Annotated in this window: 24 protein-coding genes; 13 read left to right on the top strand and 11 right to left on the bottom strand. The window is 38.5% G+C overall.

Annotated features, from left to right (window positions below; all coding sequences use genetic code 11):
• Positions 1 to 43: 43 nt before the first annotated feature.
• Positions 44 to 826, top strand: a complete 783-nt coding sequence (dapF, locus tag AAKU52_RS02600; protein WP_354329913.1) for a diaminopimelate epimerase — start codon at positions 44 to 46, stop codon at positions 824 to 826.
• Positions 827 to 832: 6 nt separating this feature from the next.
• On the opposite strand, the gene AAKU52_RS02595 is transcribed toward dapF, so the two are convergent.
• The 7 genes from AAKU52_RS02595 to AAKU52_RS02565 form a co-directional block, all read right to left on the bottom strand.
• Positions 833 to 3,103 (bottom strand): helix-turn-helix domain-containing protein, encoded by a 2,271-nt coding sequence (locus AAKU52_RS02595; RefSeq protein WP_354329911.1) that lies wholly within the window; start codon positions 3,101 to 3,103, stop codon positions 833 to 835.
• 42 nt (positions 3,104 to 3,145) lie between these two features.
• Positions 3,146 to 4,024 (bottom strand): hypothetical protein, encoded by an 879-nt coding sequence (locus AAKU52_RS02590; RefSeq protein WP_354329909.1) that lies wholly within the window; start codon positions 4,022 to 4,024, stop codon positions 3,146 to 3,148.
• Positions 3,967 to 4,947 carry a DUF4153 domain-containing protein gene (locus AAKU52_RS02585; protein ID WP_354329906.1) on the bottom strand — a complete coding sequence of 327 codons (981 nt, stop codon included), beginning with the start codon at positions 4,945 to 4,947 and terminating at the stop codon, positions 3,967 to 3,969. Before AAKU52_RS02585 ends, AAKU52_RS02590 begins: the two co-directional genes overlap by 58 nt.
• Before the next feature lie 38 nt (positions 4,948 to 4,985).
• On the bottom strand, positions 4,986 to 5,684 hold the full coding sequence (locus AAKU52_RS02580; RefSeq protein WP_354329904.1) for a response regulator transcription factor: 699 nt from the start codon (positions 5,682 to 5,684) through the stop codon (positions 4,986 to 4,988).
• Positions 5,685 to 5,734: 50 nt separating this feature from the next.
• The gene (locus AAKU52_RS02575) at positions 5,735 to 7,570 is read right to left on the bottom strand and encodes a sensor histidine kinase (protein WP_354329902.1); all 1,836 of its coding nucleotides are present in this window, start codon (positions 7,568 to 7,570) and stop codon (positions 5,735 to 5,737) included.
• 259 nt (positions 7,571 to 7,829) lie between these two features.
• Entirely contained in the window at positions 7,830 to 9,239 is a 1,410-nt protein-coding gene (locus tag AAKU52_RS02570; protein WP_354329899.1) for an alkaline phosphatase PhoX, read from the bottom strand.
• 184 nt (positions 9,240 to 9,423) lie between these two features.
• Complete coding sequence (locus AAKU52_RS02565; RefSeq protein WP_354329897.1) at positions 9,424 to 9,786, bottom strand: DUF3127 domain-containing protein; 363 nt, start codon at positions 9,784 to 9,786, stop codon at positions 9,424 to 9,426.
• 72 nt (positions 9,787 to 9,858) lie between these two features.
• On the opposite strand from AAKU52_RS02565, the gene AAKU52_RS02560 reads away from it, so the two are divergent.
• The 5 genes from AAKU52_RS02560 (at position 9,859) to AAKU52_RS02540 (ending at position 14,633) form a co-directional block, all read left to right on the top strand.
• The gene (locus AAKU52_RS02560; RefSeq protein WP_354330037.1) at positions 9,859 to 11,058 is read left to right on the top strand and encodes a THUMP domain-containing class I SAM-dependent RNA methyltransferase; all 1,200 of its coding nucleotides are present in this window, start codon (positions 9,859 to 9,861) and stop codon (positions 11,056 to 11,058) included.
• Positions 11,059 to 11,063: 5 nt separating this feature from the next.
• Entirely contained in the window at positions 11,064 to 11,714 is a 651-nt protein-coding gene (locus AAKU52_RS02555; protein ID WP_354329895.1) for an HD domain-containing protein, read from the top strand.
• Between the two features lie 87 nt (positions 11,715 to 11,801).
• Positions 11,802 to 12,827 carry a sensor histidine kinase gene (locus tag AAKU52_RS02550; RefSeq protein WP_354329893.1) on the top strand — a complete coding sequence of 342 codons (1,026 nt, stop codon included), beginning with the start codon at positions 11,802 to 11,804 and terminating at the stop codon, positions 12,825 to 12,827.
• Positions 12,828 to 12,962: 135 nt separating this feature from the next.
• Complete coding sequence (locus AAKU52_RS02545; RefSeq protein ID WP_354329891.1) at positions 12,963 to 13,604, top strand: DUF47 domain-containing protein; 642 nt, start codon at positions 12,963 to 12,965, stop codon at positions 13,602 to 13,604.
• Between the two features lie 9 nt (positions 13,605 to 13,613).
• Positions 13,614 to 14,633 (top strand): inorganic phosphate transporter, encoded by a 1,020-nt coding sequence (locus AAKU52_RS02540; RefSeq protein WP_354329888.1) that lies wholly within the window; start codon positions 13,614 to 13,616, stop codon positions 14,631 to 14,633.
• 135 nt (positions 14,634 to 14,768) lie between these two features.
• Here the strand turns inward: AAKU52_RS02540 and AAKU52_RS02535 are convergent, their stop codons facing one another.
• Positions 14,769 to 15,422 carry a hypothetical protein gene (locus AAKU52_RS02535; protein ID WP_354329886.1) on the bottom strand — a complete coding sequence of 218 codons (654 nt, stop codon included), beginning with the start codon at positions 15,420 to 15,422 and terminating at the stop codon, positions 14,769 to 14,771.
• Positions 15,400 to 15,978: an RNA polymerase sigma factor gene (locus AAKU52_RS02530; RefSeq protein ID WP_354329884.1), complete on the bottom strand. Its 579-nt coding sequence runs from the start codon at positions 15,976 to 15,978 to the stop codon at positions 15,400 to 15,402. The genes AAKU52_RS02535 and AAKU52_RS02530 overlap by 23 nt, the downstream gene beginning before the upstream one ends.
• Positions 15,979 to 16,071: 93 nt before the next feature.
• Between AAKU52_RS02530 and AAKU52_RS02525 the strand changes: the two genes are divergently transcribed.
• The 6 genes from AAKU52_RS02525 (at position 16,072) to AAKU52_RS02500 (ending at position 22,392) form a co-directional block, all read left to right on the top strand.
• On the top strand, positions 16,072 to 16,806 hold the full coding sequence (locus AAKU52_RS02525; RefSeq protein ID WP_354329882.1) for a DUF4197 domain-containing protein: 735 nt from the start codon (positions 16,072 to 16,074) through the stop codon (positions 16,804 to 16,806).
• A gap of 48 nt (positions 16,807 to 16,854) precedes the next feature.
• Complete coding sequence (locus AAKU52_RS02520) at positions 16,855 to 18,066, top strand: DEAD/DEAH box helicase (RefSeq protein WP_354329880.1); 1,212 nt, start codon at positions 16,855 to 16,857, stop codon at positions 18,064 to 18,066.
• A gap of 21 nt (positions 18,067 to 18,087) precedes the next feature.
• Positions 18,088 to 19,368, top strand: a complete 1,281-nt coding sequence (locus tag AAKU52_RS02515) for a replication-associated recombination protein A (RefSeq protein WP_354329878.1) — start codon at positions 18,088 to 18,090, stop codon at positions 19,366 to 19,368.
• A gap of 3 nt (positions 19,369 to 19,371) precedes the next feature.
• Entirely contained in the window at positions 19,372 to 20,850 is a 1,479-nt protein-coding gene (locus tag AAKU52_RS02510; RefSeq protein WP_354329876.1) for a DUF5687 family protein, read from the top strand.
• The gene (locus AAKU52_RS02505) at positions 20,847 to 21,545 is read left to right on the top strand and encodes an ABC transporter ATP-binding protein (RefSeq protein WP_354329874.1); all 699 of its coding nucleotides are present in this window, start codon (positions 20,847 to 20,849) and stop codon (positions 21,543 to 21,545) included. Before AAKU52_RS02510 ends, AAKU52_RS02505 begins: the two co-directional genes overlap by 4 nt.
• A gap of 166 nt (positions 21,546 to 21,711) precedes the next feature.
• Positions 21,712 to 22,392, top strand: coding sequence for a YiaD family glycine zipper/OmpA-like lipoprotein (locus tag AAKU52_RS02500; RefSeq protein ID WP_354329872.1), 681 nt, complete (start codon positions 21,712 to 21,714; stop codon positions 22,390 to 22,392).
• Between the two features lie 72 nt (positions 22,393 to 22,464).
• Here the strand turns inward: AAKU52_RS02500 and AAKU52_RS02495 are convergent, their stop codons facing one another.
• Positions 22,465 to 22,815 (bottom strand): hypothetical protein, encoded by a 351-nt coding sequence (locus AAKU52_RS02495; RefSeq protein WP_354329870.1) that lies wholly within the window; start codon positions 22,813 to 22,815, stop codon positions 22,465 to 22,467.
• A 47-nt stretch (positions 22,816 to 22,862) separates the two neighbouring features.
• Between AAKU52_RS02495 and AAKU52_RS02490 the strand changes: the two genes are divergently transcribed.
• Positions 22,863 to 23,876, top strand: a complete 1,014-nt coding sequence (locus AAKU52_RS02490; protein ID WP_354329868.1) for a Gfo/Idh/MocA family oxidoreductase — start codon at positions 22,863 to 22,865, stop codon at positions 23,874 to 23,876.
• Between the two features lie 8 nt (positions 23,877 to 23,884).
• Here AAKU52_RS02490 and AAKU52_RS02485 read toward each other — a convergent pair whose 3' ends face one another.
• Positions 23,885 to 24,874: an alpha/beta fold hydrolase gene (locus AAKU52_RS02485; protein WP_354329866.1), complete on the bottom strand. Its 990-nt coding sequence runs from the start codon at positions 24,872 to 24,874 to the stop codon at positions 23,885 to 23,887.
• Positions 24,875 to 25,097: the final 223 nt, after the last annotated feature.

The raw sequence follows: 25,097 nt of genomic DNA, 5'->3' as shown, positions 1-25,097 counted from the left end.
ATTTAGTTAAAATATGTTAAATACAGCACATTCATCAAAAACAATGATTCCTTTTTTTAAGTATCAGGGTGCGGGTAACGATTTCGTTATAGTAGATAACCGCCATCAAAAACACAACACACTGAGCACTAAAACCATTGCAATGCTGTGTGACCGAAGATTTGGTATAGGTGCCGATGGATTTATGCTGCTGCAATCGCATCCGGGGTACGACTTTGAGATGCGCTATTTTAACGCAGACGGAAAACCAGGCAGCATGTGTGGCAATGGTGGCCGCTGTATCGTTGCCTTCGCAAAATATTTAGGGATAATAGATGCAAAAACTACATTTTTGGCAGTCGACGGCCCTCATTTTGCCAAAATCTCACCTCAAGGCAACCAGGTAGACCTACAGATGATTGATGTGAATCTCATCCAAAAAGATGGAAATGCTTATGTTTTAAATACGGGCTCACCTCATTATGTAAAGCAGGTAACAGAATTGGAAACATTTGATGTTTACCGGGAAGGTAAAGCCATCAGGAATAATGATACCTATAAAGAAAAGGGAATAAACGTCAATTTTATTGAAGACAAAGGTGATTACCTGTTTGTGCGCACTTTTGAAAGAGGCGTGGAGGAAGAAACCTATGCCTGTGGCACTGGGGTTACAGCAGTTGCATTATCAATGGCACAGCATACAGGAAAAAGCGGTCACCTGAGTACGCCTATTAAAGTTTTGGGTGGAGACCTGCGTATAGCGTTTGACTATGATGGTTACAAATTCAATAATATTTTTTTATGCGGCCCTGCAGTGCAAGTGTTTTCAGGAGAAATTAATATTTAACCCATACTACTCCTCATCAGCAAGATGTGCAGCCAGCCCAATCTTAATTTCGCCGAAAGTATATTCCCGGCCTAAATGTTCACGGATGGCACTCATTTGCAACGTCTTCAGGGTTTTTATAGCCTTTAAGATATGCTCTAGTTTCTTGGCACCAATTACCTCTTTTGCGGAGATTTCTTGTTTAGCCACATAAAAGGCCAGGTGCCCCTCTATAGTGCCGATGACCATCTTCCTTTCGGTTGCGATTTCCATTGGGGTTTTCCCCTGTTTAAGTAATTGCAGGGATAACTCTTTCGTATCTTCTTTTAGTGCTTTAACTACTGTCTTTTTGCTCTTGCCTAAGGAAGTTTTTTTAGCCGTAAAGTCTAAAGTATTCGACATAGCGAAAACCTTTTTCATCTCCAGAACGCGGCTAGCCTCATCTAATAATAAAGAAACATCTTTTTTAGTAAATTCCTTTCCTTCAATCGTGGCCTTTAATAAGGCCGTTGCCTTACGTATGTTTTTATTTTGCTCATAAAACAAAGACTCCATTTCCATTAGCTCCGTTAGAAACGCTATAATCTGCTTCTCTTGTTTCACCAGCTCCATTCTGGCAAAGATGTTTTTGGACATATTTTGCAGGAAGGTGTTGAAATAATGTTCTGCAGCAACAGTACGTTCCAATAAGAGTTTAAAGCCCTGGTTAGATTTATCTATGCAAAGACGGTGGATTTGACTAAGGAACTTGTTAGCATTAGCTTTCTGCTCGCTTAAATCAGCAAGTAATTTCTGTGCCCATTTATAATGTTTCTGCTTAGCAGATTTATTCAGGTCTTTGGTATAAGAATGAACATGTTCATAAACATAATTATCCAGGTTGGTGAGGTCGAAACATTTCAAAAGGTAGTTTTTCAGAAAAACATCACTTTCTAGTTTAACCTGTTCATTTAAGATGGTGCTGGCCACTTTATTTCTGGAAAACATAGCAACGTTAGGATCTTGTTTAATGCCGGATCCAGAAATTTGTGAGGTTAATATCAATCCATCTAAAGACCGCAAGCGAGATAAAGCAACGTATATTTGTCCGGGTGCAAAAGCATTACCTATATCAATGATTGCTTTATCGAAAGTTAATCCCTGACTTTTATGCACCGTAATTGCCCATGCTAATTTTATGGGATACTGAATAAACTTACCGATCACTTCTTCCTTTATCTCATGTGTCACTTTGTCGGTGGTATAACGGATGTTTTTCCACGTATACTTCTCCAGGATGATGCGATCTTTTGCCCCTTCTGTCTCCACTTCTATAGCATCAGGATTTAAAGAAATAACGGTCGCTATTTTTCCATTAAAAAAGCGCTTTTCTGGTGAGGGGTCATTTTTGATGAACATCACCTGTGCACCCAATTTCAATTCCAGGCTTTGTTCTGCCGGATAAGCTGATTCGGTGAATTCAGCCTCTACCTGCGATTTATAAAAATGAGAAGGTGTTTTTAATGCCTCTAAACTTTGCTTGTTTAACCCATCAGCACGTTGGTTATGCGTAGTCAGGGTAATGTATTTATCTTTCCATCCAGGCTTAAAATCTTCCCGATAATAGGTTTTTAACAAAGCCACATCCTGCTCCGTTACCGAATTATTTCGTAAATTATTTAAGAGGTTAATGAACACCTCATCAGCCTGACGATAAACTTTTTCCAGTTCAATATATATAGGAGGATTTTCCTGCAAGGCCTGTGCATCAAAAAAATAGGCACTTTGATAAAACTCACCCAATAAAGCCCATTCGTTGTTTTTAACCACCGGAGGCAGCTGGTGCAAATCACCGATAAACAAAACCTGCACACCACCAAAGTTCGAATTATCTTTACGCACATAACGCAGTACCATGTCAATGGCATCTAAAAGATCTGCCCTTAGCATACTCACTTCGTCAATAATCAACAACTCCAGGTCCATAAATATCCGGCGCTTGGTGGTGTTCATTTGTAAATGCCTTACGATAGACTTGGGCGTATTGTATTGTTGGTTAAAATGACTATCGCCCATAGCAGGCTGTTTAGGTAAATAAGTGCCAAAGGGTAATTGAAATAAGGAATGAATAGTAACCCCTGCAGCGTTAATTGCTGCAATGCCAGTTGGCGCAACAATAACTGCCTGTTTATGTGTCAATTCAACTAGATTTCGAAGAAAAGTAGTTTTCCCAGTCCCAGCTTTACCAGTAAGGAAAATATGTCGCGAAGTATAATTGATGAATTTTGCAGCCAGCTCCGCAGGATTAGTTTCAGACATATTGCAAAGCTAATCAACTTAATTGATCTGAAGGTTGTGCTTTTATTTTATCTTAACCAAAAGGAAGCCCTTGTAATTATAGTTATCGGACTCGCCTCCACTAGCAGTCGACAATGTTAATTCTGTTAGCACTAAGGTAAGCTCATGCCCTTTACCATTTACATTTATCCTAAGTCCATCACCAGGAAGATAAAGATTTTTACTACCTGGTTGTTGTTCCATCTTTCCATTAAGGTAAGCGTTTCTAATCGAATCTACTCTTGGGTTGGTATCTATAATCAATATGGGATCATTAGCTATTTTTATTTGTAATTTATTATCTGCCAATTTTTCTATAATTAGCGGAGCGCCATTCAAAGTGTTGTCCTGTTTCTGTGCATAGCTATTGATAACCGTTACATAATCAAAACCTTTAACGGCTACAATACCTTCTTGTTTAGTGACAAAAAACACCGTCGAGCTTCTGCTTTTTGCTGCTGCCTTATTCACTTTGAATAATGCAAATGCAGTATCCAACAAATCATTTTCACGTTGATAAGCGTAACGCTTTAAGGACCCTGATTTTTTTTCTATGTGCTGACTAACCGCCTGGAGGTCAACTGTTGTAAATGGCTGTAAAGACTCCAACCCATGGTTTAACACCAGGTATCGAATAATTGCAGGTTTTTCTTTCTGGGCATAGGCATCCTTCGCATTCAATATTTTCTTAAGCCTTTGGCTTTGTGAATAGCGGGAAACGGAAAAAGCACTTTGTGGACCGTATATTGCTAATAAGGCCAGGACACATAAACTGATAGGAATTATTTTTATATTATCCTTGCGGCTAATCAGAAAATAACCGGTAATTATAGACAACCACAGCACTAAAATGACCAGAATATACCGCGGCTCTGTATTCCATAATTCCCTACGCGTTTCCATGCCGCCAGCAACAATAACACGACAAGTGGAATCATCATTAAGTAAAACCACCGGGAAAACGGTCTGATCCATCCGTTCCCTTCCTGTTCTTTAATGGGATAAATTAACAACAAAGAAAGCACGCCGAATACCGAGTAACCGAGGATAAGTGTCGACACCATACCTTTTGGCAATTGCCAGCTGAGGAGAATTTTCACTTCATAAACCAGCAAAATAACGAAGTAAATAACCAATAAAGGAATCAATACATATTGGGTGAATACTTTTAATCCCTTAGGATAAGGATGCTGTAGTTCATTGATGCGCTTAAAATCTGCGGGTATACCAGCGAGAAAAAAGAGTGTCGTAAGACTAATACCCACAACTGATAACAAACGCAAGTATACAAAGGAGTCGATCTTCACATTGAAAAGGCTATTTATAGCCAGAAGTGCAACGGCCAACCCCGCAAAAAGGACCCCAGCATAAATTCCTGCTGTTAAAATGCGCAGAAATAAAACTTTATTATACTCCCAGAAGCCACTGAGGTTTCCATTTTTTATAAAAGGTGCAAAAGCCACCAAAAGATGAAAAGAAAAAGCGAATAAGCCAATGCGATACCAATCAGCGATATAAAGATACGGATGAAGAGTAAAATAAAGCACCACACAAATACCAAGGCAAACCAATCGGAGGCCCCATTTTTTTACAAGGCTGAAGTTATTCACTTCAGCAAATAGGTCTGCCGACAATAATAAAACCAGTGCCAGGTTACATAAAAGAATTAGCTTTATTAATTCAGCTTCATTCAAAGAGCTGCCACTATACTCAACTAAAGAAAAACAGATTAAGTTAGCCAGTAGGGTTACTAACACTTGTAATGGAAAACGAAGGATTACTTTTTGGGTATCATGCCATAAAGATTGCAGGGAAGGCCATTTCATTTGCAGCGATTAAGTGTTAAAACTAAAAAACAAGAAGCTTAATTTACTAAAAGTTTATAACCTTTACCATGAACATTTAATATTTCAACTTTTGGATCCTCCCGCAGATATTTCCGCAGTTTACTTAAAAACACATCCATACTCCTGCCGTTAAAATAGTTATCGTCGTGCCAGATGCTAAGCAGTGCCTCTTCCCTAGTTAATACGGCATTCTTTTTTAAACAAAGCAGTTGCAGGAGTTCGGCTTCTTTGGTAGATAATTTTTGCTGCTTACCGTTATGCCAGATCAGTTGTGTGGTATAGTCAAACTCATAATCGCCGATATGAAAATTTGTTTGCACAGGTTCTTTAACTTCAGCCTCTTTAGCTGCAGAAACCCTTTTAAGCAAGGCATTAATCCGCAGCAAAAGCTCTTCTATCCGAAAAGGTTTTGTAATATAATCATCACCTCCTAAATCATAGGCTAAAGATTTATCCTCCATCATTGCCTTAGCAGTAGCAAATATTATGGGGACCTGCTGATTAGTTTTCCTGATTTCTTTACCTAAAGTAAAGCCATCTTTTTTGGGCATCATCACATCCAGAATGCAAAGGTCAAAATGTTGCTTATTAAAAGCACGGATTCCTTCCTCTCCATCTACACATAACACCACATCAAACTTACCTTTCAATTGCAGGTAATCCTGTAAAAGTAAACCCAGGTTAGGATCATCTTCAACCAATAGTATTTTTTTCATTAGCTTTTTTTCATTGGTATATAATTTATTTTTCAAAGGTGATGAAGCTTTCAGGATATTGATTTAAGTGGCAAGGTAATTTCAAAAACGGTTCCTTTATCTTTCTCACTACGCACTTTAATGTTACCTTTCATTTGCGTCACGATATCCTGAACATAATTTAAGCCAAGTCCAAAGCCTTTCACATCATGCAGATTACCAGTCGGCACGCGATAAAACTGATCAAAAATACGCTTTGTATAGTCTTTTTCTATACCAATACCTTCGTCAGCTACACTAATAATTAAATTTTTATTGGAATTGATGGTGGTGATGGTAATTCTGGGAGGTTCTACACTGTATTTATTGGCATTATCTATCAAGTTATATATAATATTGGAAAGATGCAACTCATCACCAAGAACTGTAGAATTCTGTGCCTCAAGGCGTAAAGTCATTGTTGCTTCGCGTTTCTGCAGTTGCAAACACATGCTATCCGTTACCGCAGCAATCAAATCATTTACTATTACATCTTCCCATTCCAGATGCAATTCCTTTTTCTCTAGCCGCGCAATACTGAGAACCCGTTCAATATGATTACCCAGGCGCATGTTTTCATCATAAATAATATTCGCAAGTCTTTTAATACGACTTTTATCAGCAGTAATTTCAGAATCTTTGAGTGCTTCGCTGGCAATCATAATGGTAGCCACAGGCGTCTTAAACTCATGGGTCATGTTATTGATGAAATCCGTTTTCATTTCAGAGATTTTTTTCTGTCTTAAAATAGCATACAAAGTATAAGAAAAGATAAAAATCAGCACCAGCAGCAAACCTCCTGAAGAAGCCAGCGTGGCTCCCATATTGTTAAATATAGCAGCATTCTTATTGGGAAAACTTACGTAAAGCATCCCAGGATCACGTTTAATATCGTTACTGAATAAGGTGGTTTGAAAAGTATTGGATGGAGAAGCTGCTACATCTTCATTCGCAACCTTTTTAAACAAGACAGAATCACGCTGTGCCAATTTAACCCAGAAGTTATAAGGCAAGTTGATGTTTTTATTGAGCAATTCTTTCTTAATTAGCGTATCTAATACATTTTCAGAGACCCTTTGTGTGATAGGCACATTTTCCTGCTGCATCTCTTTGGCTGCCTCTTCCACCAGGTTAAAGTTGTCAGAGTTAAAAATATCAAGCGTATCTGTCTTTAATCTTTTAAGTTCCTGGCTATAACGTCTTTCGGCGAGAGCATCCTCACTTTTAAATTTAACATCTAATACCCCATCAACACTAGCAAGTGAAACTTTAAGTGGCTGTCCGTCAAGAGGGCTATATGCAAGGTACCTGATGCTGTCAGGTAGTTTTTCAGGCTTAATATTGAAAGTTTTGTTGGCTTTTAAACGAAAGGTTTTACGAACATTACCCCCAACCATTTGCAGGTCTTGGTCAAAGCCTACATTAACATCTACATCCAATGGTGTGGTAGATTGATTGCTTAAAGCAAAATATTCAGCTTCGGTTATAATCGCCGGATTATAAAACTTAACCCTGATCATGCTGTCCTGAAAATTCAGATCGTCAATAATGATCTTTTGTTGCCTGATTTTCCTTTGTCTTTCTTCTTCCTTATATTTTTCTGCAAGCAGAAGAATTGATTTTTCTTTATTCCTTTGCTCTTGTTCTCGTTTTAAGCGCCATTCAAAATCTTTCTTGTCTATGTAAGTAGCAGCATTTCTACGCTGAACTTTGCTGACAACAGCATTTAAAGCCTGACTTACATTCTGTTCAAAAAGTTTGGAATTGAGTTGATAAGCCTGTCTGATATAATACAATTGCATGACCACTACACCAACCAGTGCAATTGTCATCAATGCGGTAATCAGCCAAAAACTTGTTTTTTTCATTGCTAAACTAAAATTTTAAAGGATATGAAGCCATATTCTCTATTATGATGCTGAAACCAGTAAACCCTACCAGCTAATCATAATATATTCAAAACTAAGTAAGCATTATTAGAAACGCATCATTTTAACACTTTTTAACGTAAAAGCAACAATGTAAAGCGCTGATAGCCAATCTGCGTTCCGGATGAAAAATAAGAATTCATTAAAACATGCCCCATACCGATTAATTATCGGTATGGGGCATGTTAACGTAGCTCAATTATCCAGTCGTATAATTCCTTTTCCATGGACCAGTTATAGCAAGAGTTAGCCCTGGTGACTGAATATTTATAAAAAGGGTGTTTCCTGAAGGAGAAAATACCGGCCCTGCGAATTCTGAAGCCCGATAACCAATATTTTTTGCAATAACATAGGTTTTTCCCTGTGGTGTAATACCTATTATCCGTGGGTCTTTTTTGTCCTCACAAATGATTACATCTCCCCAGGGAGCAATTGTCAGATTGTCGCAGTTTTGAAAAGTTTCAACATCATTTGGCTCCAAAAATAATTCCATTATACCTGGTGCATCTTTTTCACCAGGCTTTCCTTCAAACTTACTTGGCGTATATTTAAATATTTGCCCTTTCCTGTTTTTTCCTCCATCGGTACAAGCAAAGAACAATTCGTTCTTGCCATACCAAATACCCTCACCCCTCGAAAACCTGGCAGCTCCGAGTTTAAATCCCCTGAGTCTTAAATCACCATCGGGTGCTTCCACGTCATCAAGATCCAGCCATTCAACCTCAAAGGATTTCTTTTCAGGGAACTTTTCAGTAGTTAAAGTGTTGTAATTGCGGGTATCAGCACTTTTCCATTCCTTGATGGCAAGGCACTGGAGCTTTCCACCGCTATGTAATTTGCCATAAACATTTGGAAGATACCTGTAAAAAAGACTATCACCTTCGTCTTCTGTTTGGTATACGATACCTGTTTGAGGCTGAACAGCAACTGCTTCATGTGTAAATCTACCCATTGCCTTAATTGGATGTGGATCAACAATGCCAATTCTCTCTGTAGCTGGGACTTCAAAGTTAAATCCATGGTCTTTTTCCAGACTGCCGCCATCATGTCCCATCTTCAAACTACTTTCCTCGCAAGTGATCCATGATTTCCATGGCGTTATACCACCAGCACAGTTTCTCACCGTTCCAATTAAACTTAAATATTGCGATTCTACTTTTTGTGTTTTTTCATTATACACCAAAGTCGTGGTGCCACCAACGCAGGTGTCATCACCTTTGGCAAAGTCATAGATCTTATTTTTATTGATTTTATTGATCAGTTCATTGTTTTTCCCAAAAGGACCTAATTCGTCTGCTCCAGGGCTATTTTCATGGTTTCTAATCAATATTGTTTTACCATTCTGATGTGAAAAAGTTCCCATCCCGTCATACATTCCAGGCATCAGCAGACCATCGTTCATCATATCGCCCTTCCGGGAAATAATCTTTGCTATAAATCCTTTAGGAAGACTGAGCACGTCACCATTCTGATAACTAAGCGGACCAAAGCCAGCCCCAGGTAATGCAAAAAAGCCCATCGTTGCATTTGCAGCATAATTATTTAATCCAATGAAGCCTAAGCTCACAAGACTGGTATTTTTAATAAAATTTCTTCTTGAACTCTCCATAAGGATATAAAATTAACTATTTTATATTAAGTTAATATTAACTCGAATATAAAGACAAGAATCTACTTCAAAACTTACGTAAAATCAAGGGTAAAATAGCTTAGAACCTCAATTATGTCGCATAAAAAAATGCCGGAAAAAATCCCGGCATTAATTATTAAAACTGTTTTCTTAAAAAAGATCTTTAAAACGGCAAATCATCTTCATCGCCCGGTGCACTGTTTAAATCTACAGGCGGAGCATATTCTGGTGTTGTACCTGCTGCATTGTTCAATGCATTGATACGCCAAACTACTAAACTATTAAAATAAGAAACTTTACCGGTTTTATCCGTCCACGGGCGACCCCGTAAATTAAACGCAACCTCTATATTGTCACCAACTTTCAAACTATCAAATAAACCAGTTTTATCTTGCAGAGCTTCAAACCTGATATATTCTGGATAAGTAGGGTTTTCAGCATACTCTATAATTAGATCACGTTTTTTAAAAGTCTCACTCACCTGTTGTAATGCACCGATTTCGTGCACTTTTCCTTTTAATTCCATAACAAATACTCTTATATTATACTTTGAAATTCAAATCTCTATATTTTTATTGATAACTTCGCACAATATATGATGCAAGTTTTCCACACAAACAATAAGGTTATCATAACCTGCAACAAAAGACTTTCACCCTACCTGGTAGAGGAAGTTAAGTCATTGGGTTACACTATCGTCAGGGATTTCCCGACGGGTGTAGAGTTAAACATTACCTTAACGGAATGTATAAAACTTAATCTGAACCTGCGTTGCGCCAGCCAGATTTTATACTGCATCAGCAGTTTTAAAGCCAATAATCCTGAAGAGCTTTATCGCGAAGTTGTGGATATAGAATGGGAAGAACTGATAGATTTTGCTGGCTATTTCTCGGTGACTTCCAATGTAGATAACCCTACCATTACCACCCCTTTATTCGCTAATCTCAAAGTAAAGGATGCTATTGTGGATCGTATCAAAGCAAAAAAAGACATTCGTCCGAACTCTGGTTCTGATGGAAATAAAACCGTTATCCATTTATATTGGAAAGACAGCGAAGCAGATGTTTTTATAGATACCTCTGGCGAAACTCTTGCCAAACATGGTTACCGTAAAATCCCCGGAAAAGCACCAATGCTGGAAGCGCTTGCTGCTAGTACAATTTTAGCCACTACCTGGGACCAAAAATCGCCTTTCATTAACCCCATGTGTGGCTCTGGCACATTAGCCATCGAAGCTGCTTTAATTGCAACCAACCGCCGTCCGGGTTTGTATAGAATGAATTATGGTTTTATGCATGTGCTGGGTTACGACGAAGAAGTTTTCTTTGCTGAGCGCAGAATTTTAAAAGAACAGGTTATTAAAAATGCAGACCTTACCATTATTGCATCAGATATTTCTGAAGATGCCGTTGAAATTAGTCGCAGGAATGCAAAAACTGCTGGTGTAGACACCTTCATTACCTTTGAGGTTTGCGATTTTGCAGATACACCTGTTCCCGAAGGCAGCAGAGGTGTAGTTATTTTCAACCCTGAATATGGCGAACGTCTGGGAGAACACTCCAAACTGGAATTAACTTATAAACGAATCGGAGATTTCTTAAAACAGAATTGCAAAGGTTATACAGGCTATATTTTTACGGGAAACCCTGATCTTGCTAAGAAGATAGGTCTTAAAGCTTCTCGTAAAATTGAATTCTACAATGGCAAATTAGATTGCCGTATGATGGAATATGAACTGTATGATGGCACACGCAGAGCAGAAGAAGAAAGACCTGTTCAAAAAACACCGCAAGATTAATTAACATGGAGCAGATCATCATCAGCAAAACGATTGATTTTGTCAAGGAAACTTTAGCAGGTGCTGAAACCGGGCACGACTGGTTTCACATAGAAAGGGTTTATAAAACGGCCAAACAAATCAATAACCTGGAAAAAGGCGATACACTGGTGGTGGCCTTAGCTGCTTTATTACATGATATTGCAGACAGCAAATTTAATGGCGGCGATGAAGAAATTGGCCCCCAGATTGCCGGAGATTTCCTAAGAAGTCTGAATCTGGAAACGGCTATCATTGAACACGTTCAGGAAATCATTAGAAACCTTAGTTTTAAAGCTAGTTTAGGGAAAATTACTTTCGCTTCAAAAGAACTGGATATTGTACAGGATGCTGATCGTTTAGATGCTATAGGTGCCATAGGCATTGCAAGAGCATTTACTTATGGCGGCTTCAAAAACAGGGTGCTTTATGATCCTGAAATAAAACCGCAGCAATATCCAGATAAGGAAGCCTATAAAAATACAGTTGCGCCAACAATCAATCATTTTTACGAAAAGTTGCTGCTTTTAAAAGACTTGATGAAAACGCCTGCTGGAAAACAAATGGCTGAAGAACGACATGAGTTTATGCAAATCTACTTGCAGCAATTTTACGCAGAATGGGAAGGAATAAAATAAACAGCTAACTTATATACCGTATTCTTAAACAAAACAAAAAAAGATACTTCCATTTGGCTATTTAAAATAATCTTGTAAATTGCTGCTATGAAGTTAAGTGTATTAGTTCTCATTACTGCGCTTGCCGTTGCGCTTTCTATTGGCTTAGTCAATTATCATTTCCAAAATAGCTGGTATTACATGTTGATCTCCTTTGGGATTTCCTTCATCACCAGCTTTATTGTGTTTTATTACCTGCTGGAAAAATATATATATTCAAAGGTCAAACTGATTTACAAACTTATACACAACTTAAAGCTGGGTAAGGATCTGAAAGATGCCTTGGGAGAATACGTCAGTAATGACCCTATCAATGACGTTGAGCAAGAAGTAAAAGATTGGGCAGGCGCTAAAAAGCAGGAAATTGATATTTTAAAACAACAGGAAAAGTATAGAAGAGAATTCCTATCCAATGTGTCCCATGAATTTAGAACACCTTTATTTGCTATCCAGGGATATATAGAAGCATTAGAAGACTGTATGACTGAAGATCCCGACAGAGCTGTACTTTTTTTAAAGAAAGCAGAAAAAAATGTTGAGCGTTTAACGTATCTCATTAACGATCTGGATGCGATTTCTAAGTTAGAAAGCGGTCAGGTACCTATCAACTTTCAAAAATTTGACTTCGTAAACCTCGCTAAGGAGGTGATGGAAGCAATGGAAGATAAAGCTAAAATTAAAGACATCAAACTGTTTTTTAAAGAGAAATATACCCACCCCGCTATGGTAAGAGCCGACCGGGAGAAAATAAGACAGGTAATGCTTAATTTGATTCAGAATTCTTTAAAGTATGGTAAAGACCATGGTTCTACAGCAATTAAGATTTTTGAACTGCATGACCAATATTTAATTGAGGTGACTGATGATGGAATTGGTATTGAAGAGAAACATTTGTCGAGATTATTTGAACGCTTTTACAGAATAGATTCCCATCGGTCTAGAGAAATTGGCGGTACGGGTTTAGGCTTAGCCATTGTAAAACACATACTTGAAGCACACCAACAAATTATTTCGGTTAGAAGTACGTTGCAAATAGGCACTACTTTTGCTTTTACCCTAGCCAAGGCAAGTTAATTTAATATTAATAATAAGAATCCTAATACTTAACACTAACTTAACATTGCAATCCTACTTTTGTAAAATATTTTATTTTATCTGCCCGGAACAGGTAAGTCCCAGCGAACAAATAAAAGAAACAAAAACATACCGATGAACAATATTTTTAAGTTCTTTACGCCGAAAGATAAAAAATTCCAGCCTCTATTTGAGCAAGCCGCAAACAATGCGGTAAAGATTTCGGAAGCTTTATTAATTGCCTTGAATACTTCTGATCTGGAAAAAAGAAAAGAACATATTAAAGAAATAGAACGCCTGGAACATGTAGGCGACGACATTACTCACTCCATTTTTCTTGAACTCAGCAAGAACTTCATTACCCCATTTGACAGGGAAGATATTCACTCCCTTGCCAGTGCTGTTGATGATATTGCTGATTATATCCATGCTTCAGCTACAAACATTGAATTATACAATATTGTTGTAATTGGTGACTCTATGATTAAACTGGCAGAATTGCTGGTAGAAATGTGTACCGATTTGGAGAAAGCCATTAAAGAACTCAGGAGTTTTAAAAACATTCGTATAATTGCTGATGCCTGCGTTAGAATAAACAGTGGAGAGAATCAGGCAGATCATATCTGTAACCTGGCTATTGCCCGTTTGTTTGACTTTGAGACAAATGCCATTGAGTTGATTAAACAAAAAGAAGTTCTTCAAACCTTAGAACTTGCAACAGATAAATGTGAAGATGCAGCGAATGTGTTGGAATCTATTTTGGTAAAGAACGCTTAAAAATAAAAAATGGATCCTACCTTTACCTTATTGGTCGTTGTAATTATACTGGCTATTGGTTTCGACTATATCAATGGTTTTCATGATGCAGCGAATTCTATTGCAACAATTGTTTCTACCAAAGTACTGACGCCATTTCAAGCAGTTCTTTGGGCTGCAGTATTCAACTTTGCTGCTTACTTTTACTTTACAGACCACAAAGTAGCTAACACCATTGCTAAAACCGTGGTTGAAAACTATATTACACTAGAAGTAATCTTAGCTGGTTTACTTGCTGCAATTGCCTGGAATTTATTTACCTGGTGGTTTGGTATTCCATCCAGCTCTTCTCATACGCTTATTGGTGGATTTGCAGGTGCTGGAATGACGAAAGCCGCCTTTTTGGGGCACAATGTATTAGTTGCCATCAATTTTGCGCCTATATTTAAGGTGGTTGCCTTTATTGTCCTTGCACCAGTTATTGGTATGTTGGTCTCGGTAGTCATTTCAATTATTATTTTGCATATCTCCAAGAATGCACGGCCCTCTGTTGCCGAAAAATGGTTTAAAAGACTACAACTGGTTTCTTCTGCTGCACTAAGTTTTACACACGGTGGTAACGATGCACAGAAAGTAATGGGTATCATTTATGTAGCGATGGTTGCTGGGAATGTTTTGCATACTGGCGATTCCATGCCAGAATGGATTCCCATATCTTGTTATGCCGCAATTGCGCTAGGCACCATGAGTGGCGGCTGGAAGATTGTAAAAACCATGGGCTCCAAAATCACCAAGGTTACTGCATTTGAAGGTGTAGCTGCAGAAACTGCGGGTGCCATAACTTTAGGTATGACTGAACACTTCGGTATTCCAGTATCCACTACGCATACCATCACCGGATCAATTGTTGGTGTTGGCTTATTAAAAAGGGTTTCTGCAGTACGTTGGGGAGTAACAGTGAGCCTGCTTTGGGCATGGGTTTTAACAATTCCTGTATCAGCTGTATTGGCAGCCATCGTATTTTCGATCATCCACCTTTTCTTCTTTTAACAAAAAAACAATTTGTTGATAAAAAATAGTTAAAAATAAAAAAAGCCCTGTCATACATAAAATGACAGGGCTTTTCAGTTAGGCTTTACTTAACCAGAGCTTTATTAGGCAGCTGACTCTGGGAGATTAAAATAACTAAAACCCAATACTCAAGCTTACTTTTCTCTCCTCTTTAGCAGTTTGTTCCCATTTAGGGCCTTCTCTAATCAGGCGAATAGCCTCTTCAGCATATACTTTCCCTGGGCTTTTTAAAACTTCGAAAGCAGCAGCACTCCCGTCATTCTGCACCACAAAGGTCAGGCTCACCATTTGATTTATTTTATTACTTTTAAGTCTGTTGTTTTTTTCGAGGTAAACCTGATAGGCTTGATAACCTCCAACAGGCTGTGCAGCAGTTAAATAAGTTGTTACCGTTGCTGCAGCTTCCTGTTGTTGTTTGGTCTGCTGCGCTCTGGATGCATTTTCTTTCATCACAAAAATAATACTGACCAATATAAATATAACGGCAGCAGCAGCAGCAATACTTAAGCGCTGCCAGGTAACAACGGCCTCTTTTTTATAGGTTTTTTGTTGAGCAACCCGGTCATGCAATTGTTTTTGCAACAAAGAAATCGATTGGAGGGAACGTTTTGGCGATTCAGATAAACCCGCTAAAGCTTCAGCCACAAAAGGATCTTCCAGTGCATGCAGCTCCACCTGGTACATCGCTGAGGAATCCAGCTTTCCGTCAAGGTAATCTTCTAATACTGTTGTAGCCAACCAATCTTTAATCACTGCTGTTCCTTTCAATACAAATTTTTAAATTCCTCTTTCCATTCTGGATATAGCTCTTCACTTTCAGCAGCTCATAACCGGTAATTTCAGCAATTTCTTTATAACATTTCTCCTGTAAATAAAACAGATCTACACTAATTCGTTGCTCTTCAGGAAGGCTTTCCATACACTTCTCTATTAGGCTAAGCTGTTGCTCTTTAGTATCGTCAAAGTTCAGATGCACGAAATCTGTGTTTTCCACAAATGTATCTTCCAAAGGGACGTTTTTATTTTTAGAGGACTTCCGAAGCGCCATCAAACAATAATTACGACAAAGCACGTGAAGCCAGCTTTTAAAATTCTGCACTTCATGAATTTTTAATTTCACAACAAGCTCCTCAAAAATCTGCATTACTGCGTCTTTACTCAGTTCTTCATCCTGGAGGTATTTTAAACACACCCCATAAACCAAATGCATGTAACGCCCATAAAGTTGAGCCAACACCTCCAGATCGCCATTCTTTTTATAGAGGGCAATAAGGGTGCCATCATTTTGGGCAGGATTACCGGTTTTAGGTTGGATTAACTTCAAGGTTTTTATCACTAAAATCAACTCAAGTATAATTATTTTTTCTCATACTTCTATCGCTGGCCGCAAATTTGCTAAAACAACAAAAAAATAAACATGAATAAAATTATCCCTTTCCTCCTTGGCGCCTTTTTAATCGTATTAGGTGGTTGTGATGTCCAAAGTCAGGCCCAACTTGGCAATATTTTAAAACAAATACCCAGCGCTGGCAACCCCACAACATTTGAAATGGCAGAAGGTATAAAACAAGCTTTAACATTTGGAACTTCAGCCGGCGCCGATAAACTTGCCGCAAAAGATGGCTTTTTAGGTAATATGGCTGTAAAAATATTATTCCCAACAGAAGCACAGAAAGTAGAGAAAACTTTACGCACACTCGGATTAGGATCTTTGGCTGACAATGTGGTGACCAGCTTAAATCGCGCTGCAGAAGATGCAGCAAAAGAAGCGAAGCCTATTTTTGTTTCCGCCATTAAACAAATGACCATCAGCGATGCCACAAATATTTTACTAGGGAATAATGACGCCGCAACGGCCTATTTTAAGCGTGTAACCACCTCACAACTGCTAGAGAAGTTTAAACCCGTGGTAAATAATAGCTTAAATAAAGTGGGTGCCACGAAATATTGGGGCGATGCCGCTTTGCAATACAACAGGTTACCCTTGGTTAATCCGGTAAACACAGACCTTTCTGCTTATGTAGCACAAAAAGCAATCGAAGGCATGTTTATACAAATTGCACAAGAAGAATTAAAAATCAGAAATGATTTCAATTCCAGGTCTACAACGCTATTACAAAAAGTGTTTGGTTATGCTGATAGGAATAAATAAATATTTAAGTTACTTTTATACAATACATAACAACAATTAAAAAGTACATTGGATTTTAAAGATTTTAAATTTAACCCTCAACTGTTAGAGGGTTTACTGGCCATGGGATTTCGCAATGCCACACCCATTCAGGAACAGGCGATCCCGATTATATTAGATAAAAAAGATTTAATTGCCTGCGCGCAAACAGGTACCGGAAAAACTGGAGCCTATCTTTTGCCGATCATGAATATGATCAGTGAAACCGAAGACAGGCACAATAACACCTTAATTTTAGCTCCGACAAGAGAATTGGCGCAACAAATTGACTTGCAAGTAGAAGCACTTTCCTATTTCACCAACATCAGTTCTTTAACTGTTTATGGAGGTGGAGATGGCATAGCTTACGAACAGCAAAAAAGATCCATGCGGGAAGGTGTAGATTTGATTATCGCAACCCCTGGTCGCTTGATCTCTCACCTCTCTTCAGGGTTGTTAAAGCTAGATAAGCTGCAACACTTGGTTTTAGATGAGGCCGACCGCATGCTCGACATGGGTTTCTATGAAGACATCATGAAAATCATCAGCTTTCTTCCTGAAAAAAGACAAACGGTGATGTTCTCGGCAACCATGCCTCCTAAAATAAGGACTATGGCGGCCAAACTGTTAAAAGACCCTTCACAAATTAGTCTGGCGATATCTAAACCCGCAGCAGGAATTTCGCAGCAGGTTTACATGGTTCATGATGAGCAAAAGGTACCTTTATTAACCGACTTGTTAAAAACCGGCGTTTATAAAAGCATTATTGTTTTTGCATCCACAAAAGATAAAGTAAAAAACCTGGGCAAAGTGTTTAGGGGCCTTGGCTTAAAAGCTGAAGCTTTTCATTCTGATTTAGATCAAAAGGAACGCGAAAGCATATTGCAGATTTTCAAAAACAAACAATTGCCGATAATAATTGGTACGGACGTGTTAAGTCGTGGTATTGACGTAGAAGGTATAGACCTTGTCGTAAACTTTGATGTTCCCCATGATGCAGAAGATTATGTGCACAGAATTGGACGTACCGCAAGAGCTGAAAGCAAAGGGACAGCAATTACCCTAGTTAATTCCCGTGATAAGCGGAAACTGGATAGCATAGAGAAATTAATTGAACGCAAGATCGATGTGATTGAAGTCCCTCAAAAAATTGCTGCTATCGAAGCTATCCACAGAACGGAACCATCAAAAGGTCACAGACCACAACAAAAGAAAGTTTGGCATAAAAAGAAAGCAATGTAACCGATTTAGTATCTTTAGGCTATGCAAAACCTACCTCCTTTAGCTGAACGTATGCGTCCTCAAAACCTGGACGAGTATGTCGGACAAAAGCATTTGGTTGGTCCTGATGCCGTATTGCGTAAAGCTATTTTAAGCGGACAACTCCCTTCCATGATATTCTGGGGGCCGCCAGGCGTAGGTAAAACTACGCTGGCGTATATCATTTCCCAAACTTTAGACCGCCCTTTCTTTAACCTTAGTGCCATAAATTCTGGCGTTAAGGATATTAGGGAAGTGATCGATAAAGCGGCACAATTAAAAGATAGTTTTCTCGGTCAGCCTATTTTATTTATTGATGAGATCCATCGTTTCAGCAAATCCCAGCAAGACAGTCTGCTGGGAGCGGTTGAGCGCGGACTGGTAACTTTAATTGGTGCCACCACTGAAAACCCATCTTTTGAAGTCATTTCCGCATTACTTTCCAGGTCGCAGGTCTACATCTTAAAATCACTCGATGAACAGGAATTATCCGGCTTACTCCAAACTGCAATGCAGCAGGATATCATCTTAAAAGAAAAGAAGATCACCATAAAAGAACACGAAGCTTTGATCCGCCTTTCTGGTGGTGATGCGCGGAAACTTTTAAATGTGCTGGAAATTGCCATAAATGGTATTGGCGGAAACGACATTATCCTGACCAATAAAAATGTGCTGGAACATGCGCAACAAAACCTGGCTTTATACGATAAAGCCGGAGAACAGCATTACGATATTATTTCTGCATTCATTAAATCTATCAGGGGCAGTGACCCAAACGGGGCCGTTTATTGGCTTGCCAGAATGATTGAGGGTGGCGAAGATCCTTTATTTATCGCCAGAAGACTTTTAATCCTTGCCTCAGAAGACATTGGCAATGCCAACCCAAATGCCCTGCTCCTGGCGAATAACTGTTTCCAGGCGGTCAATGTGATTGGCTTCCCTGAATCCAGGATCATCCTTTCCCAGGCCGTAACTTACCTGGCTTCCTCACCAAAAAGCAATGCTGCTTATGAAGCCATTAGTAAAGCACAAGCACTGGTCAAAGAAACAGGAAATTTACCTGTCCCTTTACACATCCGAAATGCACCAACAAAATTGATGAAAAACATCGGCTACGGAAAGGACTACAAGTATTCACATGGTTATGAGGGAAACTTCTCCCCGCAGGAATACTTGCCAGAAGAAATTAGTGGAACCAAATTATATGATCCCGGAAAAAACCCTGCCGAAGATAAATTAAGAGAAAAATTACGACAAAACTGGAAATCTAAATACAATTATTAACCTATGCTTCTCACTTTTTTAAGTCACCAGTGGACAAGCTTCTGGAGGTCCCGTGGTAAAGGCAGCCATATTGCTATCCAGATTATCATGGCTATTTTAATTCTTTATGTTTTAGCATCTGCTTTTTTTATTGGCGTAGCGATGGACGTTTTTATCCCGCAATTCTTGCCAAATAAGGATGTATTGATGGTCTTTAATGGCTTTATTCTCTATTATTTTGTGGTAGATTTTCTGATAAGGCTGCAGCTGCAGGAGCTCCCAACTTTAGCCGTGGTTCCTTACCTGCATTTAAACATCCGTAAAAATAAGCTGGTCAGCTTTTTAAATTTGCAAGCTTTATTTTCACCATTCAACCTTATTCCCATTTTCATCTTTTTCCCTTTTTGTGCCATTCGCATCAGCGCAACCTTCGGTAGTTTTGCCGGTGCTATGTTTATGGTCTCCATTTTTTCTTTAGCCCTATTCAACAACTACCTGGCTTTATATGTTAAACGCCTTTCTACGGTAAGTGTTTGGTTTGTATTTGCCGGCTTATTATTGTTGTTAAGCTTCGCAACGTTGGAATATTACGAACTATTTTCAATTGCTGAAGTCTCGAACAAGGTATTCAGCCAGGTTGCCTTACAACCTTTATTAGGTTTCATTTTCTCACTTTTAGCGCTCACAATTTTTTTGGTGAATTCAAATTACCTGAAAAAGAACCTCTACATGGAAGAACTCCGCGTAGAAGAGAAGCGCAAATCTGCAACCGACTATCCTTTTCTGGACAGGTTTGGTGAAGTTGGTATACTTGCTGCACTGGAAATTAAACTTATTCTAAGAAACAAGCGCTCAAAAGCCACCGTTTTAAAAGGTCTTATCTTTATTTTCTACGGATTTCTATTTTACAGGACAGAGCTCATAGAAAAAGATAAATTTGGGATGATGCTTTTTGCCGCTCTATTTATGACTGGAAATTTAGTGTTGCTTTATGGTCAATTTATGTTTGGCTGGCAAGGTGCTGAGTTTGATGGTTTGATGGCCAACAGAACAAATGTTAAGACTTTCATTAAATCAAAGTTTTTATTATTTACCATATCCTCCACCATATTTACCATTGTAGTAAGTTTATATGGATTGATGAGCTGGAAAATATTGCTCGTACAATTTGCCGCTTATTTTTACTCTATTGGAGTAGCAGCAGTTATAGTTTTGTATTTTGCTACCAGAAATTATAAGTTCATAGACCTCAGCAAAGGTTCTAGTTTTAACTGGCAGGGTGTGGGTGCTGCATCGATGCTAATGAGCCTTCCTGTAATGCTAATCCCCTTTTTAATCTACTTACCCCTGGCCCATTATAGCAACCCTTACCTTGGTTTGGCTGGGATAACCGTATTTGGTCTCGCTGGACTTTTTACGCGTAGCTTTTGGGTTGATTTTTTAGTGAAAGAATTTAATAAAAGAAAATACAAAATAGCCGAAGGCTTTAGAGAACACTCATGATTGTAGAAATTAAAAACTTAAAGAAGGTCTACGGCAATCGTACAGTGGTAAGTATCGATCATTTACAAATTGACGCTGGCGAAACGATTGGCCTTGTTGGAAATAATGGGGCCGGCAAAACGACACTTTTTAGAATGTTACTGGATTTAATCAGACCTGACGAAGGAGAAATCTTATCCAAAGGCATCCATGTGGCCCAGAATGATCAATGGAAAAGTTATACTGCTTCCTTTTTGGATGAAGGCTTTTTGATTGATTATTTAACACCTGAAGAATATTTTGTATTTATTGGCAGTCTCCATCATCAAAGCATTTCCCATGTGATGGATAACTTAAAACAATATGAGGAATTTTTCAACGGTGAAATCCTGAACAGCGGTAAATATATCAGGGATTTTTCTAAAGGCAATCAAAATAAAATAGGTATTGTAGCAGCAATCATGCAAAACCCGGAATTGCTAGTGCTAGATGAGCCTTTTGCCAACCTTGACCCTACAACCCAAATTAGACTTAAAACATTGCTAAAGCATTTAAAACAAGGGTATAACTTAACTACAATCATCTCCAGCCATGATTTAAACCACGTAACGGCCGTTTGTAACCGGATCATTTTAATGGAAAAAGGAGTGATCATTAAAGATATTCCTACCGATGAAAATACCCTGAAAGAGTTAAAAGCCTACTTTTCGGAATAAAAATGTATGGTAAAGTGTACATAAAATAATAAGGATCGGGCAGAATTGCTTAAATTCTCATCACTTATTAACTTTGGGCACTATAATTATCAAAAAAACAGAATTGGCATTTGGTTTGACTTAAGGCAATTATAACAAGACAAACAAACTCACAAAAAAACAGAACATGATTACTTCAAAATTTAAAATAGCAGCATTCAGCATAGCGTTAGCAATTGGCGCTATGACATTTCAAGGATGTGATAGTTTAACTAAAACCCAAAAAGGCGCAGGTATTGGGGCTGCTGCTGGTGGTGTTTTAGGAGCTATCATCGGTAAAAAAGCAGGAAATACTGCAGTAGGTGCTATTATTGGTGGGGCCGTAGGTGGTACAGCTGGTGCATTTATTGGTAAAAGAATGGATAAACAAGCAGCAGAAATACAAAATTCAATTCCTGGTGCAGAAGTTATCCGTGAAGGCGAAGGTATTATCGTAAAATTTGATAGTGGTATATTATTCGACTTTGACAGCTCTAACTTGAAAGCTGCTGCAAAAGAAAATATTCAAACATTAGCCAATTCATTGAATGAATATCCTGGAACAGATATTAAAATTATCGGTCACACTGATAATAAAGGTGCAGAATCCTATAACCTTAGCCTTTCACAAAGAAGAGCAGCAGCGGTTAAAGCTTATGCAGTGGCAAAAAGTGTTCCTTCTTCCAGGTTAATTACCATTGGTAAAGGTTTAAGTGAGCCCATTGCAGACAATACAACTGAAGCTGGAAGAGCGGCTAACCGTCGTGTGGAAATCGTAATTGTTGCTAACGATCAACTTAAAGCGGAAGCAAAACAACAAGCTAATTAAACATTACATCTACCTATAAAAATGAAAACCCGTTGTACTTTTGTACTTCGGGTTTTTTTATGCTTTAATGGGCTAATCCTCTTTAAAAATATCTTCAAAATAATCAATCGCCAAAGACATTAGCATTAATTCCTGCTGCATCATAGCGAATGAAGGAACAGGCTTAACCAGTCTCCAGTGAGGCCATCCATCCTGATCTAAACCTTCCAATTCATAAAAGCCCATTTCACTCATTAAACGGCAGGTAGCGATATGCATCAGCTCTTCTTTTTGCCTTTTACTATATTTCCCTGGCCCTTTGCCCAATTCCTGTACACCAATTAAAAATAAGATGACTTTAAGGTCCGGCACATCGGAATCAAATTCTTTAGCAATCTTTTGCTGTAAAATTTTCCATTTTGCATGTATTTCTGCTGGTTTCATAGGTACAAAGATACCTATATCGAATTTGTATTTCGTATTTTTAGCCTATGGAAAAAGTTATTAAAACAGGATTACTAGCCTACGGCATGTCTGGAAAAGTATTTCATGCCCCGTTCCTCGATGCACACCCCGGCTTTAAGTTGGATGCAATTTTGGAACGTAACCAAAAAAAAGCAGCTATCGACTACCCCAATTTGAAGAGCTTTGATACAATAGATGATTTACTGAACGACGAATCGTTGGAGTTAATAGTGATCAACACCCCTAACTTTACCCATTATGATTATGCAAAAAGCGCCTTGCAAAAAGGCAAACATATTTTAGTGGAAAAACCGTTTACCGCAACGGCTGCACAAGCCAAAGAATTATTTGAACTGGCCAAACAGCTGGATAAAAAAATATTTGTTTACCATAACCGGCGTTGGGATAGCGACTTTAACGCAGTCATCGATATAATTGAAAGTGGTGTTTTAGGAAAACTTAACGAAGTTCACATCCGCTATGACCGCTACCGTCCTGCCATTGGCCCCAAAAGATTTAAGGAAGAACCTATGCCAGCAAGTGGCTTAATGTACGACCTTGGTTCGCATTTAATAGACCAGGCCATCAGCTTATTCGGTAAACCTTTAAGCCACTACAAAGTATTAGGAAAAAATAGAAAAGAAACGCAGGTAGACGATTATTTCTGCATTCATTTAAATTATGCCGACAGCGTAAATGTTTTTCTTCATGCTAATATGCTGGTTGCAGCTATGGAACCAGGCTTTGTGTTGCATGGAGAAAAAGGTAGTTTCATTAAGGCTCGTGCGGATACACAGGAAGGCCAGCTGTTAAAAAACATGAAACCTACAGATAGCCAATATGGTATTGAAGAAATAGGATCTGAAGGAGTATTGACGCTGATAGATGAAGAAGGGAATAAAAACACCACTTTAATCACCTCAGGAAAGGGCCGGTACATGGAGTTATTTGAATCCATCTATCAATCCCTTACCCATGGAGAAGATTTTCCTGTAAAAGAAGAACAAGTATTATGGCAACTGGAAATATTGGAAGCCTAAAGCATAGCTTATAAACTACCCAATAAAGCAATCATGAATTCTGTGGGCACTTCCAGATGCGGGATGTGCCCACAGCCTTCAAATTCAATTAATTTAGCTTTAGGTATTTTTGCCGCAGTTTGTTTACCCAATATTTTATACTGCCCATATAGCGCTTGTTGCTGTGGATTGAGAAGTCCTCTGCCGACAATAGTTTTATCTTCTTTACCAATAAAAAGCACCGTTGGCACCTTGATATTAGGGAACTCATAGAGCACCGGCTGCTCATAAATCATGGTGTAAGTCATTGCTGCTACTTTTGCCCATCGCGGAAAATCTACACTATTGGTAACACCACCTGCAACGCGCACCAAAAACTCATACTCGGGTTTCCACATCGTAAAATAAGAGTTTTGATAATATTTACGTACCGTTTCGGCAGTAGCTTTTAACTCATTTTTATATTGTACTTCCGTATTTACATAAGGCACAATTTGGCGGTAATCTTCCAAACCAATAGGATTTTCAAGTAATAACTTTTCTGTTGACTCAGGATAAAGTAAAGCGAAACGAGTAGCCAGCAACCCTCCCATGGAATGGCCGAGGATACTTGCTTTTTCAATACCTAAAGAGGTTAATAAGGCCTTATTCCATGCGGCCATTTGGTGGAAACTATAATGAATGAATGCTTTCGATGATTTACCGAAACCAATTTGATCTGGCACCACCACCCTAAAACCACGGTCGGTTAGCCCCTTTATAACATTAGTCCAATAATACCCACCAAAGTTTTTACCATGAAAAAGAACTACCGTTCTGCCATTTACGCGCTGTGTAGGGGCGACATCCATATAAGCCATCCTCAAATCTTGTCCTTCACTTTCCACGGCAAAATATTTTACCGGGTAAGCATATTTAACGTTCTCTAAAGTGATGGAAAGGGTATCAATATTTTGAGCAAAAACAGTAGCAGTAAGAGATAGCGAGAGCAGCAACAATAAGTAAGTCTTTTTAAACATAGTTGTATTTTAACGAAAAACAAGATAACGCGGTGAAAGTTCTAAATATATAGTTTTTTTATACTTTTGATAGCTAACTATAAAAAATGAGCAATTGCTTCATCGGAAACGACCGACTATCTCTTAGCCGGATTACTGAAATTTTGAGTCAGCAACAAATTCTATTTTTAAAAAATCATTTTATTTAAGTTTAGCTCTGGGTAACCCTTGAACGTTTATTGGC

It is taken from the genome of Pedobacter sp. CG_S7 (genome assembly GCF_040544395.1).
Lineage (GTDB): Bacteria > Bacteroidota > Bacteroidia > Sphingobacteriales > Sphingobacteriaceae > Pedobacter.
This window is presented reverse-complemented; position numbering and strand designations above follow the sequence as displayed.

Excerpts from the sequence above, each read along its gene's own strand:
- dapF (WP_354329913.1), top strand. The coding sequence starts at position 44 with ATGATTCCTTTTTTTAAGTATCAGGGTGCGGGTAACGATTTCGTTATA.
- AAKU52_RS02595 (WP_354329911.1), bottom strand. The coding sequence starts at position 3,103 with ATGTCTGAAACTAATCCTGCGGAGCTGGCTGCAAAATTCATCAATTAT.
- AAKU52_RS02590 (WP_354329909.1), bottom strand. The coding sequence starts at position 4,024 with ATGGAAACGCGTAGGGAATTATGGAATACAGAGCCGCGGTATATTCTG.
- AAKU52_RS02585 (WP_354329906.1), bottom strand. The coding sequence starts at position 4,947 with ATGAAATGGCCTTCCCTGCAATCTTTATGGCATGATACCCAAAAAGTA.
- AAKU52_RS02580 (WP_354329904.1), bottom strand. The coding sequence starts at position 5,684 with ATGAAAAAAATACTATTGGTTGAAGATGATCCTAACCTGGGTTTACTT.
- AAKU52_RS02575 (WP_354329902.1), bottom strand. The coding sequence starts at position 7,570 with ATGAAAAAAACAAGTTTTTGGCTGATTACCGCATTGATGACAATTGCA.
- AAKU52_RS02570 (WP_354329899.1), bottom strand. The coding sequence starts at position 9,239 with ATGGAGAGTTCAAGAAGAAATTTTATTAAAAATACCAGTCTTGTGAGC.
- AAKU52_RS02565 (WP_354329897.1), bottom strand. The coding sequence starts at position 9,786 with ATGGAATTAAAAGGAAAAGTGCACGAAATCGGTGCATTACAACAGGTG.
- AAKU52_RS02560 (WP_354330037.1), top strand. The coding sequence starts at position 9,859 with ATGCAAGTTTTCCACACAAACAATAAGGTTATCATAACCTGCAACAAA.
- AAKU52_RS02555 (WP_354329895.1), top strand. The coding sequence starts at position 11,064 with ATGGAGCAGATCATCATCAGCAAAACGATTGATTTTGTCAAGGAAACT.
- AAKU52_RS02550 (WP_354329893.1), top strand. The coding sequence starts at position 11,802 with ATGAAGTTAAGTGTATTAGTTCTCATTACTGCGCTTGCCGTTGCGCTT.
- AAKU52_RS02545 (WP_354329891.1), top strand. The coding sequence starts at position 12,963 with ATGAACAATATTTTTAAGTTCTTTACGCCGAAAGATAAAAAATTCCAG.
- AAKU52_RS02540 (WP_354329888.1), top strand. The coding sequence starts at position 13,614 with ATGGATCCTACCTTTACCTTATTGGTCGTTGTAATTATACTGGCTATT.
- AAKU52_RS02525 (WP_354329882.1), top strand. The coding sequence starts at position 16,072 with ATGAATAAAATTATCCCTTTCCTCCTTGGCGCCTTTTTAATCGTATTA.
- AAKU52_RS02515 (WP_354329878.1), top strand. The coding sequence starts at position 18,088 with ATGCAAAACCTACCTCCTTTAGCTGAACGTATGCGTCCTCAAAACCTG.
- AAKU52_RS02510 (WP_354329876.1), top strand. The coding sequence starts at position 19,372 with ATGCTTCTCACTTTTTTAAGTCACCAGTGGACAAGCTTCTGGAGGTCC.
- AAKU52_RS02505 (WP_354329874.1), top strand. The coding sequence starts at position 20,847 with ATGATTGTAGAAATTAAAAACTTAAAGAAGGTCTACGGCAATCGTACA.
- AAKU52_RS02500 (WP_354329872.1), top strand. The coding sequence starts at position 21,712 with ATGATTACTTCAAAATTTAAAATAGCAGCATTCAGCATAGCGTTAGCA.
- AAKU52_RS02495 (WP_354329870.1), bottom strand. The coding sequence starts at position 22,815 with ATGAAACCAGCAGAAATACATGCAAAATGGAAAATTTTACAGCAAAAG.
- AAKU52_RS02490 (WP_354329868.1), top strand. The coding sequence starts at position 22,863 with ATGGAAAAAGTTATTAAAACAGGATTACTAGCCTACGGCATGTCTGGA.
- AAKU52_RS02485 (WP_354329866.1), bottom strand. The coding sequence starts at position 24,874 with ATGTTTAAAAAGACTTACTTATTGTTGCTGCTCTCGCTATCTCTTACT.